Consider the following 13451-nt stretch of genomic DNA (forward strand, 5'->3'; position numbering starts at 1 on the left):
CCTGCTCCCAGTCTGCGCCTGCCGGATCTAGTGCAGTGACCCGGCCACGATCGGCGCGCGCCCGACCGGTTGCGTCGGCCGCGGCGTCAGCGGCTTGGGGGGCCGGGTCGGTTTCGACACCGGCTTGCCGGTGCGCAGCAGGAACTTCTTGCCGTAGTGCTTGACCTCGGTGTGCGCGTCCGGGCCGTCTTCGAGGTGATAGGTCGTGTGGTCGTGGGTTACCTCAACCCGGATCTTGCAGCCGTGCCAGCGCACCGTGAAGGCGAGGCGGGTGATGGTCTCCGGCAGCGTCGGCGCGAAGCTGAGCTCACCGTGGTAGTCCCGCAGTCCGCCGAAGCCACACACCAGCGCGAGCCAGGCGCCGGCGAGCGAGGCGACGTGCACGCCGTCCTTGGTGTTGTGCTCCAGATCGCGCAGGTCCATCAGGGCCGCCTCGGTCAGGTAGTCGTGCGCCAGCTCGACCTGCCCGACGTCCGCGGCGACGACTGCCTGCGTGCATGCCGACAGCGACGAGTCGCGACAGTTGATCGCCTCGTAGTATTCGAACGCCCTGGCCTTCTGCTTGGGGGTGAATTCGTTGCCGCACCAGTGCATTGCGAGCACCAGGTCGGCCTGCTTGACGACCTGCTGCGGGTAGATGTCGACGTAGGGGTAGTGCAGCAACAGCGGGTAGGAATCGTTGGTGTAGGTCTCCTGGAAGTCCCACACCCGGTGGTTGGTGAAATCGGCGTCCTGCATGTAGACGTCGCGCTCGGCGTCGAACGGCATCGCGATCGTCTCGCACGCGGCGCGCCAGTCGGCGACCTCCGCCTCGGTGACATTGAGCGCCTTGGCTTCCTCGGGCCAGCGCTCGGTGACGTCGGCCGCGTAACGCAGGTTCCGGGCTGCCATCAGGTTGGTGTAGATGTTGTCGTCGACGATCGCGCTGTACTCGTCGGGGCCGGTGACTCCGTCGATGTGGAAGCGCCCGTCGTCGCCGTGATAGCCGAGGTCGGCCCACAGCCGCGCGGTGCGCACGAGCAACGGCAGGGCGACCTCGTGGTCGAACTCGTCATCCCCGGTCCAGAAGACGTAACGCGCCGCAGCCACGGCGATATCGGCATTGATGTGGAATGCGGCCGTACCAGCCGGCCAATAAGCCGAGCACTCCTGTCCACGGATCGTGCGCCACGGGAAGGTTATTCCCTTGAGTTTCAACGTCTTTGCACGCTCTTCGGCAAGGTCGGCGATGGACAGCCGCCACCAGAGCGCATCCCGCGCGGCGAGCGGGGCGGTCGCGGTCAGCACCGGCAGCACGAACATCTCGGTGTCCCAGAAGGAGTGCCCGTCGTAGCCGGGACCGGTCAGTCCCTTGGCAGGTATGGCGCGGCCTTCGGCCCGGGCACCGGCCTGCAGCACATGCCACAACCCGAAGCGCACCGCCTGCTGCACGACCGGGTCGCCGTCGACCTCGACGTCGGCGCCGTCCCAGAACTCCTCGACATACGCCTGCTGTTCGGCGACGAGCCCGTCCCACCCGGTGTGCAGGACGGCCGACAGTGCGGCGTCGACCTGGTCGCGAAGCGCCGGCAGCGTGCGCTGCGAACTCCAGCCGTAGGCAACGAATTTCGTCACGCCGACGGTTTCACCGGGCTTCAGCTCGGTGCCGATCGTGGTGCGCGACCAGTCCGGCTCGACGTAGGTGTTGCTGTGCACGTCGTCCCCGTGCACGATGTGGTCGCAGGCGGCGGCCAGACGCAACTCGCTGGCCCTCGTGCAGTGGATCAACGATGACCGATTGCCGCTGAACGAGTGCTCCTCCGGCACGAGCGGGTCCTTGAGTGCCGCCGCGACTCGCGGATCCTTCGAGGTGACCGGAATCTCTTCGTTGGCAACCATTTCGGACTGGATGACCACGCGCAGCGGCTGGTCGACGGCCTCCACCGTGTAGTTGATCGCGAGGATCGCACGCTGGGTGAAGGACACCAGTCGGGTCGAGCGAACGCGGACCTTCTTGCCGGCGGTGGTCTCCCAGATCAGATCCCGGTGCAGCAACCCGGTGCGCATGTCGAGGGTCCGCTCCTGGTGCCGGACCACGCCGTAGCGCAGGTCGAGCGGCTGGTCGTCGACCAGCAGCCGGATGAGCTTGCCGTCGGTCACGTTGACGACCGTCTGCCCTTCCTCCGGGTAGCCATAGCCGGCCTCGGCGTAGGGCAGTGGGCGCTTCTCATAGAACGAATTCAGATAGGTGCCAGGCAAACCCGACGGGTCGCCCTCGTCGTAGTTGCCGCGCACTCCGATGTGCCCATTCGACAGCGCGAAGACCGACTCGGACTGCGCCAGGTTGCCGGGGTGCAGCCCGATCTCACGCACCCGCCACGGCTCGACCGTGAATTCGCTCTTGGTGTCGGGGCCGGTCGTCATGCGTTCTCCTGATCGATCAGTTCGGCAAGGTCTTGGACGACGACATCGGCGCCGTTCTTCCTCAGCTCGTCCGCGTGGTCGACCCGGTCGACACCGACGACGTAGCCGAATTTGCCTGCGCGGCCGGCTTGTACGCCGGAAACCGCGTCCTCGAAGACCACGGACTGGTCGGGGGTGGCACCGGCGAGCTTCGCGCCGGCGAGGAAGGAATCGGGCGCCGGCTTGCCCTTGATGTCTTGCTCGGCGAGGGTGACGCCGTCGACGCGACCTTCGACATACTCACCGAGTCCGGTGACCTCGAGGACCATCGCGGTGTTCGCGCTGGACGATACGACGATCCGGCGCAGACCGGCCTGCTGGGCGAGTTGCAGGTAACGCCGGCTGCCTTCGTAGACGGTGACCCCGTCTTTTTTGATCGTGGACTGCACCAGGGCGTTCTTGCGGTTGCCGAGACCCCAGACCGTCTCCTTGGCCGGCTCGTCGTCGGGGTCGCCATCCGGCAGCGTGATGTGTCGGGACGTCAGGAAGTCGCGCACGCCGTCCTGGCGGGGTTTGCCGTCGACATACCGGTTGTAGTCGTCGTCGGTGAACGGCTGGAAGTCGTTACCGTCCTTGGCTTTCAGATACTCGTCGAACATCTGCTTCCACGCCGTGCGGTGCACACTCGCGGTGTCGGTGAGCACCCCGTCGAGATCGAAGAGGCAGGTGGTGATGGTGTCCGGCAGACCGAGCATGAGGCGGCTTCCCTGGTCGACAGTGCTCCCCGGACGACGGTCCGGTGAAGCGGTCCAGGTGGCAGGCTAGCGCCGCCCGCCGGGCCCGCCAAGCAGGTGCATAGCGTGGCGATGGCTGCGTTCTCGCGCGCGGCGTGAACGCAGCCATCGCCGGGTCGGTCTGATCAGGTGGTCGGTGCCTTGCCGGCGAGCTCGTCGGCATCGGCGATGAGTTGCCGCGGGTTGTCGGCCGCCTCGACAATCGCCCCGACGACCGGGTCGTCGGTGTGCAGCAGCGCGGACAACAACCGCGCCCCGCTGAGGTTCGGCGCACGCCCGGTGCCGATGCTCTCGACAGCCTCCGACCGGAGGCCTTCACTCAGCTCGCGCATGACGTCCTGCAGGCCGGGGCTGATGTTGCCGAAGCCTCGCCGGCTGCGCGGGCCACGACGCCCGCGGCCGGGCCGGCCCCACTCCCCGAAGTCTTCGGCGAAGGGTGCCCAGCCCGGACCACCTCCTCGCTGACCGTGCCCGCCCGGGCCGCGTCCCCGGCGGCCGGGACCGCCGCGACGTGGCCCGCGGCGCTCGCCCCAGCCGTCGGTGATGTCGTCGCCGAAGGTATCGCGGACGGCGGCGCGCACCTTGTCGAGGTCGATGCCGATGGCGCGCAGCGCCTCCCGGTCGTCGTCAAGACTGCTTGACGCATCCCCCGGGTGTGGCGCGGCATCGGACTGGTCCTCAGGCTCTTCGCGGTGTTTGTCGACCACCACTTGCCGCGCCAGCTCATAGCTCACGCCGTGCTGGGTGAGCAGCTTGTATGCCGATCCGCGCACGTTGCTCAGCAGACCCAGCAGGAGGTGATCTGCCCCTAGTTGGTCGTGGCCGAGCTCGCGCTGCTCGTCGGCCGCCTGCATCATGGCGATCCTGATCTCAGAATTTGTTGGGTTGAACATGGTTGAAACTCCTTGAAGTTCGAGATTTGCTCGACGCTCATCGAGCGTGTTTCTGATGGACGGCCTGCCGACTCACGTGCAGCACGTCGGCGATCGCCTGCCAGCTCCAGCCCTGCTCGCGCGCATTGCGCACCTGCACGTCCTCGAGGCGGTCGGCCAGCGCGCGAAGCGCCCGAACCGCGGCGAGACCCTGGGCCGGATTGCTGCTGGCGGCTGCTTCGGCCAGCTTCTGATCGTCGTCCATGCCCGTCAACTTATCCTGACATCCGCATCCGTGTCAACTAAACATGACATCAATTGGCAGCCGTGTTTCCTGGGACGCCCGCGCGGCCCACGCGGGCCCGCCCGTCGGCTAGCGTTGGCGGATCGAGCCGACCGGACGTGACCGAGGGGGACCTCCCATGACCGCGCATCAGTCCGACGCCAGTCGCGGAAAAGTAGTAGCCGCAAGTGTTTCCGCCGCTGTCGGCGCCTTCCTCTTCGGCTTCGATTCCGCTGTCATCAACGGCGCCGTCGACGCCATCGGCAGCGGCTTCGAGCTCGGTGCGTTCGTCAAGGGCTTCACGGTTGCCATCGCGCTGCTCGGCTGCGCCGCCGGCGCCTGGTATGCCGGACAGCTCGCCGACCGGATCGGACGCAAGAAGGTCATGCTCATCGGGGCGGGCCTGTTCTTCGCCAGCTCGGTCGGCTCAGCGCTGGTCGGCACGGTGTGGGAGCTGATGTTCTGGCGGCTCGTCGGCGGTCTCGGCATCGGCGTCGCTTCGGTGATCTCCCCGGCGTACATCTCCGAGATCGCACCCGCGCGGATGCGCGGGGCGCTCACGTCGGTGCACCAACTCGCAATCACCATAGGTATTTTCGCGGCTCTGCTGTCCGACGCCGTGCTCGCCAACTCCGCGGGCGACGCGTCCGACCAGCTCTGGCTTGGCCTCAGCGCGTGGCGCTGGATGTTCCTGGTCGGCGTCATCCCCGCCGTCATTTACGGCACGCTGTCCATGGCGCTGCCGGAGTCGCCGCGTTACCTGGTGCGCATCGGCGAGGGACGCGAGGCGGAGTTGGTGCTCACCGACATGGGCGAGCCGGACCCGGCCCGCAAGGTCGAGGAGATCCGCGAGTCGATCCAGGCCGAGGACCGCACCAGCTTCGCCGACATCGCCGGGCCGCGGTTCGGGCTGAAGCCGCTGGTGTGGGTCGGCATCATCCTGGCCGGTCTGCAACAGCTCGTCGGCATCAACGCGATCTTCTACTACTCCACCACCCTCTGGAAGTCGGTCGGCTTCTCCGAGAGCGACTCCTTCCGCACGTCGGTGATCACCTCGGTGATCAACGTGACGTTCACCTTCGTCGCGATCCTCTGGGTCGACCGGTTCGGCCGGCGACTGCTGTTGCTCGTCGGCTCGGTCGGTATGACGGTCGGCCTCGGTATGGCGTCGGCCGCGTTCTTCACCGCGCACAAGGTGAACGGCGAGGTCACGCTGCCGCAGGGATGGGGCATCGTCGCGCTGATCGGCGCGAACCTCTTCGTCATCTTCTTCGCCGCCACCTGGGGCCCGATCGTGTGGGTGCTGCTCGGGGAGATGTTCCCCAACACCCAGCGTTCCTACGCGCTGGCGATCGGCACGGTCAGCAACTGGCTGTGCAACTTCCTGGTCTCGGTGTCGTTCCCGTGGCTCTCCGACCGCATCGGCCTCGGTCTGATGTACGGCATCTACGCCGCGTTCGCGGTCGCGTCCTTCTTCTTCGTGCGCACCAAGATCCCGGAGACGACCGGTCAGGAGCTCGAGTCGATGACCGGGCAGACCTATCAGGCCCGCGCCTGACGGTGCCGTGCGGTAGACCACTGCCATGAGCGATGCGCAGTGGCGACCGATCGACGCCGCCGAGCTGCCGCAGTGGCGGCAAGCGGCCGGCGAGCACCTGCGGGAGGTCCGCAGAGCCGCCGGTGAGGTCGGCTATGACCGGGCGGTCGATGGCGCCCTCGCGCGCGCGATCACCGATGGCGCACTCGCCCTCGACCATGCCGTATGGCGGGTCACCACCGCGGACGCCGCAGCCGGGTGGGTGTGGCTGGTCCGCCGGCCGGACGCGGTGGTGGTCGCCGACCTGGCGGTGCCTGACGCAGCAGCCGATGCCGTCGCCGGGAAGCTGCCTGACGTCATACGAGATCTGGACCGAAACGCTTTCACCTTCAGCGTGTTTCGGCATGACCCGGTGACCGCGGCGCTCCGGCGGGCCGACGACCGGCTGATCGCGTCACACATGCAGATCGACGTCGACGCGGTGCCGCCCGCGGAGGGCCTCACGCTCCGTCCGATGACTCCGGCGCGGTATGCCGACTTCGCCCGGTTCGCGGTCGACCACTACGCGAGTGAGTTACTGGCTGCGGGCGCCGCACCCAATCTCGCTGCGGCGGAGAGGGCCGCGCGAGAGTCGTTCGCGCGGCTGCTGCCCGACGGCCTGCAGACCCCCGGGCACTGGATATGGGCCGCCTGCGCAGGCGACGCCGAGGTCGGGATGCTCTGGGTCGGGGTGCAGCCCGAGCGTGCCTTCATCTTCAACATTGAGGTCGCCCCGGCGCACCGCCGCAAGGGCTATGCCACCCAGATCTTGCGCGCGGGCGCCGAGCAGGCCCGCATCGCCGGTCGCGGCACGCTTGCGCTCAACGTGTGGGGTCACAACACCGGCGCCAAGCAGCTGTATGACGCGGTCGGCTACCTCACCACCGACCAGGTGTTCCGGCGCGAGCTGCCGAGGCGGCCGCGCCGCACGTGAGTCAGGCGACGCCGGAGCCTTCCTCGTCGAACACGCTGGAATCAATGCGCTTTCGCACCGCGAACCAGCCGCCGACCATCGCGGCCGCGACCAGCGGCAGGGCCAGGCAGATCGTCCAGGTGCCGATGTCACCGTCGGTGCCGATCAGCACCAGCACCGCGGCCAGGAAGACCAGAGTGACGATGTTGATCACCGGTGCTCCGCCGAGCCGGAAGCCGGGACGTTCGATCTCGCCGCGCTGCGCCTTCCGGACGAACATCAGGTGGCTGATCATGATCATGGACCACACACCGATGATGCCGACCGAGGCGAGGTTGAGCACGATCTCGAAGGCCTTGCCCGGCTGCAGGTAGTTGACGACCACCCCGAGCACACCGACAGCCGCGGTGGCGGCGATCCCGCCATACGGCACATGCGTCTTGCTCATCAGGCCGGTGAAGCGTGGTGCGGTGCCGGCCAGCGACATCGAGCGCAGCACGCGCCCGGTGGAGTAGAGGCCGGAGTTCATCGACGACGCGGCCGCGGTGATCACCACGACGTTCATCACGTCTCCCGCACCGCTCACACCGAGCTTGGACAGCACTGTGACAAAAGGTGATTCGCCGGAGCTGAACGAGGTGTAGGGCAGCAGCAGGCAGAGGAGTATGACGGAGCCGATGTAGAAGATCGCGATGCGCCAGATGATCGAATTGACCACTTTGGGCATCACCTTGCGCGGCTCCGGGGTCTCGCCTGCGGCGACGCCGACCAGCTCCATCGAGGCGTAGGCGAAGACCACGCCCTGCATCAGCGCGAACATCGGCCAGGCACCCTGCGGGAAGAAGCCGCCGTTGTCGCTGATCACCGAGAAGCCGGGCGCGGTGCCGCCGACGTGGTGGCCGGAGACGATGACGCCGATCGCGATCAGCATGAAAATCACCAGCGCGGCGACCTTGATGATCGCGAACCAGAACTCCAGCTCGCCGAAGAGCGCGACGCCGACCAGGTTGACCACGAGCACCACGACCAGCGCGATGAGCGCGATCAGCCACTGGGGGACGTTGTCGGAGAAGAAGCCCCAATAGTGGAAGTAGAGGGCGATCGCGGTCGAGTCGGCGACCACCGTCGTCGACCAGTTCAGGAAGTGGAACCACCCGGCGGCATACGCACCCTTCTCGCCGACGAATTCGCGAGCGTAGGAGACGAATGCGCCGGACGAGGGCCGGTGCACCACCATCTCGCCGAGCGCGCGCACCACGAACAGTGCGAAGACGCCGCAGATGGCGTAGCTGAGGATCAGCGAGGGCCCGGCGTCGTGCAACCGGCCACCTGCTCCGAGGAACAGGCCGGTGCCGATGGCGCCGCCAATGCCGATCATCTGGATGTGCCGGCTCTTCAGGCCCTTGGCGTAGCCGGAGTCCCCGGCGTCACGCGGAGCGGCGGCTGTGTCGTCCTCGCGCTGGCTCGCGTCGATGGTCACTGCAGTGGTCCTTTCACACACGTCGACCCCGGCATGAGTCCGTTCGGGAGAGCCGAGGTCGCCAGGCGACGGTACCCGGAAGTGACGCCGAACACGGAATCGGGCTCGGCAGCTATGCGCATAGGCAATAATTGCGCTCTGCAATTATATGTATGACGCGACGTTCCCGGCGAAAGGCGACGATGATCGCGATCGACTCCGTGACCGGTGGTGGCCGCCGCATCCTCGGCAGGGCGTTGTCGGGAGTGCGGCAAGCGCCGTACCTGCGTAAATGGCTGGCGCTCGGCATGCTCATCGGCGGCGTTGCCGGGCTCGGTGCGATCGTCTTCTACTACGGCCTGACGTGGGGGACGCAGCTGTTGCTGACCGACCTCGGCGGCTACCGGCCTCCGGGTGTCGCCGGCGAAGGCGGTTATCAACCCGGCAGCGGGTTCAGCCGGCCGTGGGCCATCCCACTCGTGGTCGGTGCCGGCGGCCTGATCTCCGGTCTGCTGGTCTTCACCTGGGCTCCGGAAGCCGAGGGACACGGCACTGATTCGGCGATCAAGGCGGTGCACGCCAACCCCAAGGGTGTGCGACCGCGGGTGATCGTCGTCAAGCTCGTCGCGAGCATCATCACCATCGCGAGCGGCGGATCGGGCGGCCGCGAGGGCCCGACCGCCCAGATCTCGTCCGGATTCGGGTCAACACTGGCCCGCGCGCTCAACCTCACCCCGCGCGATGCACGCATCTGCGTGGCAGCCGGCATCGCTGCGGGCATCGGCGCGATCTTCAAGGCGCCCCTGGGCGGCGCGATGCTCGGCGCGGAGCTGCTGTATGTCGAGGATGTCGAGATCGAGGCGCTGCTACCGAGCATCGTGGCGACCTCCGTCGGGTATGGCATCTTCTGTAGCGCCACGGGAGGATTCACTCCAGTCTTCGGGAACAACCCCGATGCCGGTGTCGGAAACCCTTGGGAGCTAGCGCTTTTCGCGGTCGTGGGTGTCGCGGCCGGGTTGGTCGGCCGGCTCTACACCTGGAGCTTCTACGGCCTGACCGACTGGTGGAACCGGGTGCCGATGCCGCGGGTGGTCAAACCGGCGGTCGCCGGTGTCGTCGTCGGGCTGATCGGGCTGGAGGTGCCGGGTGCGCTCGGCACCGGGTATGGCGCACTGCAGGGCGAGCTCGACCTCCACGTGTTGGTCGACATGCCGTTGCTGATTGTCCTGGTCCTGCCGTTGGCAAAGATCCTCACCACGAGCATGTCGATCGGATCCGGCGGATCCGGAGGCATTTTCGGCCCCGGCCTGGTGATCGGCGGCGCGACCGGCGCGCTGCTGTGGCGGCTGGGTCATCAGGTGGGGATCGGCACCGACGTGCAGCTGGCGTTCGTGATCGTCGGGATGGCGGCCTGCTTCGGCGCAATCGCCCATGCGCAGGTGTCGGTGCTGCTGATGGTTGCCGAAATGACCGGCACGATCGGTGTGCTACCGCCGGCGATGGTGGCGCTCGCCTTTTCCTCCCTTGTGGTCGGCAGCACGTCGATCTATCGCAGCCAGTTGATGCACCGATCCGACTCTCCCGCACATCGATTCGGCTTCGGGATGGCCACTGACAAGGCGGTCGGGGTCGCCGAGGTGATGCGTGCGCCGCGGCTGGTGCTGCCGGACGGCACAAGGGTCGCGGACGCGGTCGTGCACCTTTCCGGCTCGGGCCTGCCCGGTGCGCCGGTTGTCAATAACGACGGAGCGTTCCTCGGGGTCGTGCAGCTCGCCGACCTGAGCGACCTGCCTGCGGCTCGGCGCGCCGAGTCACTGACCGGCCACCTCGACGCGGAAGCGATGACGCTGCCGACCGACGCCGGCCTCGACGCGGCGCTGGAAGCGCTGCCTGCGAGCGAGCACGGCTGGGTGCCGGTGTTGGACAACGACTTTCGCCCGGTGGGCATTGTGTCCGCGGTGGAGCTGGTCCAGGGCTGGGAGCGCACCATGCGCGCGTCCGTGCGGGCGGTGTCCGCGGCCACCCGAGACGCGCAGCTCGTCGATGTCGAGGTGGGGACGACCGCTCCTGCGGTCCGCCGAGCGGTCCGGGACCTCGGTCTGCCGCGCTCGGTCGTCATCGTCTCGATCACCCGCGGCCATGCCGTCGTGCTGCCGCAGGCCGACGAAGTGCTGCGGGCCGGCGACCGGCTCGCGGTGCTCACCCCGGCGTCCGCGCTGACCCGCGTGCAGCGGATCTTCGGCTGACCGCCGGCGCCACGAGCAGACTGCCGATCTGGTCGCAGTGCACGAGGTGATCCTGGACGAGCGCGAAGTAGGAACAGGCGATGACGAGACCACCTTGGCGGGTGCCGACAGACACCTTCCGGCTCACGGCAGGTAGTAGGTCGGGTTCGGCAGTTTCACCGGCGCCAGTGCGTGCCCGCCGATCAGGTCGGAGAACTGGTCGCCGAAGTTGGCGATGATCGTGTAACCGCCACCGGCGGAACTCTCGACATACGAACGGGTTTGGGACTTGTACTCGATCGTCGTGCACTTGGCGGTCGCGCAGTGGATGTAAGGCGGCTGCTGGGCGGCGCCGGTCCACTTGGTGAAGTAGTTGTCGGTGGTGAAGCCGGAGTAGCCGACCTTCGCGAGATTGCCGAGGGTCGCGGCCTTCTGGCTGTCGCCCCGACCGGTCAGTCCGATGATCGTGCAGCCGGACGACGCGGCTGCGTTGACCAGCGCGACCATTCCGGGGGTGGCGGGGAAGCGCTGGCCCTGCACCCACTGGTCCTGCAGCGCAGGGTCGTAGTTGAAGTGCATGGCGCCGTCTTCCATGTCGTAGGTCCACAGCGTGGTGTCGTCGGCGTCCAGCACGATCGCCGGCTTCGCACCGAGCTTGCCGGCCACACGGCAGGCATCCTGGACCAGCGGTGTCGCGAGGAGGGTGAGTCGCTGCATCTCACTGATGTATGGCGAGGCGGTCTTGTCGGCGATGCCTGCGCTCGTCGCGTTGTAGTAGGTGCGGATGGTGGACTTGACTGAGTCGATGTTCGGGATGCCTTCTCCGCCTTGGGTTTTCCCGCTCGATCCATCGGGCTGCATGGTGAACCTCGTGCGCGGGGCGAGCTGCGGCTCGCGCACACCGGGTAGGTCGGGTGACGGCAGGTAGTAGGTCGGGTTCGGCAGTTTGAGGTTGTGGTCGGCGAAGCCGCCCTGCAGGTCGGAGAACTGGTCGCCGACGTTCAATGCGATGTCGTAACCCATCGCCTCGATGTGCCGCCTCGTACCGGCCTTGTACTCCACCGTTGTGCACTTCGCCGTCGCGCAGTGGATGTAGGACGGCTGCTGACTGGCGCCCTTTCCGGTCCACTTGGTGAAGTAGTTGTCGGCGGTGAAGCCGGTGTAGCCGACTTTGGCCAGGTTGCCGAGGGTCGCGGCCTTCTGGTCGTCACTTCGACCGGTCAGCCCGAAGACGGTGAACCCGGCCTGCTGCGCCCGCTTCACGAAATCGACCATGCCCGGTGTGGCGGGGAAGCGCTGGCCCTGCACCCACTGGTCCTGCAGGGCAGGGTCGTAGTTGAAGTGCATGGCGCCGTCTTCCATGTCGTAGGTCCACAGCGTGGTGTCGTCGGCGTCGAGCACGATCGCCGGCTTCTTGCCGTGCTGCGCGCTCTGCTGGTAGAGCCGCTGCAGCGACTTCTCCCGGGTGCCCAGGAGCCGGGTCATCTCGGTGATGTATGGCGAGGCGGTCTTGTCGGCGATGCCTGCGCTCGTCGCGTTGTAGTAGGTGCGGATGGTGGACTTGACCGAGTCGATGTTCGGGATGCCTTCTCCGCCTTGGGTTTTCCCGCTCGAACCGTCGGGCTGCATGGTGAATTTCGTGCGCGGCGCGAGGAAGCGATCGGCGATCGAGTTGAGCGCGCGAGCCGTCGGTTGACGGTGCACTGACGCGGGGGCAGGGGGATGTGGGGTCGCGCCGGCCGGCGAACTCAGCGCGATGGCAGGTGTCGCGGCGGCGACTGCGACTGCGGTGACGACGGCTGCACGACGACGAAGCATGGACTCTCCCGGAGATGGATAGCTACCCGAACTCACTGACGCTACTGCCGTTGGCGGGTGCGTGTGGGGGAATCGCGGACTCCCGTCATACCTCCGGGTAGAGGTGGTGCGCCCGGGCGAAGACACGAGTGAGTCCCAGCAGGCCGTCGATGTATGGCGTGGGCACCCGCACGGCGCGGGCGATCTGCGCGACCACGCCGACCAACGCGTCCAACTCGATCGGCCGGCCGGCCTCCGCGTCCTGCAGCATCGACGGGCGCATCGTGCCAAGGCTGCGGGTGATCGCATGCCGGTCCTGCGGCTCCATATCGATGCGCAGGCCGAGTTGTTCGCCGACCTGCTGCATCTCACGCATACACCGGGTGGCGAAGTCGAGCAGTTGCGGATCGGCGAGCAGGCGGTCGGTGCTGGCGCCGGTGACCGCGCTCAGCGGGTTCATGGTGAGGTTGCCCCACAGCTTGAACCACACGTCGCGCTCGATCGCGTCGCTGCGGCGTATCGACAGACCCCCTGCTGCGAAGGCGGCTGCGACACGGTCGGTCACGTCGCGGGTGCGGGCGTTCGGGTCGGGCGCGCCGAGGATCAGCTCGTCTCCCGCATTGTGTTGCACGACATCGGGTTCGGGCCGGCTGGCGGCAAAGTGCACCACCGAGCCGAGCACCCGATCGGCGGGTGCGATCCGGCGCATGCCGGCCGGGTCGAGCAACGGAACATTGGCAGCCTCCGGCGCCCCTGGCAGCCCGTCGAAGAACCACCACGGGATGCCGTTGGTCGCCGACATCACAACCGTGTTGTCGCCCAGGCGCCCATGGAGAGCGCGTGCCACATCGGGCAGCCCCGTCGTCTTGACCGAGACGATCAGCAGGTCGACCTGACTGAGATCGGCATCCGGTGTGAGCACTTCAACCGGTATGACGCGCTCGGCCCTTCCGGCACGGGCGTCGCGGAGGGTCAATCCGCCGGCCGTCCGGATCCGTTCCGCAGACTCCCCGCGGGCGAATGCCTGCACGCGAGCGCCGCCGTCGGCGAGTGCGCCGGCGAGCACGCCGCCCACGCTGCCGAGACCGTGGACCAGAGCGGTGAGTTGAGGCACCGGCACAGGCTATGGGCTCTGAACGGCGTGGACAAT

At 67.6% G+C, this 13451-nt stretch carries 10 protein-coding genes; 3 read left to right on the forward strand and 7 right to left on the reverse strand.

What is annotated here, in order from left to right:
- Nucleotides 1-27 precede the first annotated feature (27 nt).
- The 4 genes from N2M23_RS10575 to N2M23_RS10590 all read right to left on the reverse strand — a co-directional run bounded on the left by N2M23_RS10575 (nucleotide 28) and on the right by N2M23_RS10590 (nucleotide 4313).
- Nucleotides 28-2403 (reverse strand): glycoside hydrolase family 65 protein, encoded by a 2376-nt coding sequence (locus tag N2M23_RS10575; protein WP_265445389.1) that lies wholly within the window; start codon nucleotides 2401-2403, stop codon nucleotides 28-30.
- Nucleotides 2400-3137, reverse strand: coding sequence for a beta-phosphoglucomutase family hydrolase (locus tag N2M23_RS10580; protein WP_265445390.1), 738 nt, complete (start codon nucleotides 3135-3137; stop codon nucleotides 2400-2402). Before N2M23_RS10580 ends, N2M23_RS10575 begins: the two co-directional genes overlap by 4 nt.
- A gap of 164 nt (nucleotides 3138-3301) precedes the next feature.
- Complete coding sequence (locus N2M23_RS10585; protein ID WP_265445391.1) at nucleotides 3302-4069, reverse strand: Clp protease N-terminal domain-containing protein; 768 nt, start codon at nucleotides 4067-4069, stop codon at nucleotides 3302-3304.
- A gap of 37 nt (nucleotides 4070-4106) precedes the next feature.
- Nucleotides 4107-4313: a helix-turn-helix domain-containing protein gene (locus tag N2M23_RS10590; RefSeq protein WP_171152762.1), complete on the reverse strand. Its 207-nt coding sequence runs from the start codon at nucleotides 4311-4313 to the stop codon at nucleotides 4107-4109.
- 157 nt (nucleotides 4314-4470) lie between these two features.
- Here N2M23_RS10590 and N2M23_RS10595 point away from each other — a divergent pair, with 157 nt between their 5' ends.
- Both N2M23_RS10595 and N2M23_RS10600 read left to right on the forward strand, forming a co-directional pair.
- Complete coding sequence (locus N2M23_RS10595) at nucleotides 4471-5889, forward strand: sugar porter family MFS transporter (RefSeq protein WP_265445394.1); 1419 nt, start codon at nucleotides 4471-4473, stop codon at nucleotides 5887-5889.
- A 25-nt stretch (nucleotides 5890-5914) separates the two neighbouring features.
- Nucleotides 5915-6841: a GNAT family N-acetyltransferase gene (locus N2M23_RS10600; protein WP_265445395.1), complete on the forward strand. Its 927-nt coding sequence runs from the start codon at nucleotides 5915-5917 to the stop codon at nucleotides 6839-6841.
- A gap of 1 nt (nucleotide 6842) precedes the next feature.
- Here N2M23_RS10600 and N2M23_RS10605 read toward each other — a convergent pair whose 3' ends face one another.
- Nucleotides 6843-8300, reverse strand: coding sequence for an amino acid permease (locus tag N2M23_RS10605; RefSeq protein WP_265445396.1), 1458 nt, complete (start codon nucleotides 8298-8300; stop codon nucleotides 6843-6845).
- A gap of 152 nt (nucleotides 8301-8452) precedes the next feature.
- Between N2M23_RS10605 and N2M23_RS10610 the strand changes: the two genes are divergently transcribed.
- Complete coding sequence (locus tag N2M23_RS10610) at nucleotides 8453-10525, forward strand: chloride channel protein (protein WP_265445397.1); 2073 nt, start codon at nucleotides 8453-8455, stop codon at nucleotides 10523-10525.
- A 123-nt stretch (nucleotides 10526-10648) separates the two neighbouring features.
- Here the strand turns inward: N2M23_RS10610 and N2M23_RS10615 are convergent, their stop codons facing one another.
- Nucleotides 10649-12322, reverse strand: coding sequence for an HAD family acid phosphatase (locus tag N2M23_RS10615; protein ID WP_265445398.1), 1674 nt, complete (start codon nucleotides 12320-12322; stop codon nucleotides 10649-10651).
- 85 nt (nucleotides 12323-12407) lie between these two features.
- The gene (locus N2M23_RS10620; RefSeq protein WP_265445399.1) at nucleotides 12408-13415 is read right to left on the reverse strand and encodes a ketopantoate reductase family protein; all 1008 of its coding nucleotides are present in this window, start codon (nucleotides 13413-13415) and stop codon (nucleotides 12408-12410) included.
- Between the last annotated feature and the right edge of the window lie 36 nt (nucleotides 13416-13451).

Source organism: Flexivirga meconopsidis (assembly GCF_026162425.1).
Classification (GTDB): Bacteria; Actinomycetota; Actinomycetes; order Actinomycetales; family Dermatophilaceae; genus Flexivirga; species Flexivirga meconopsidis.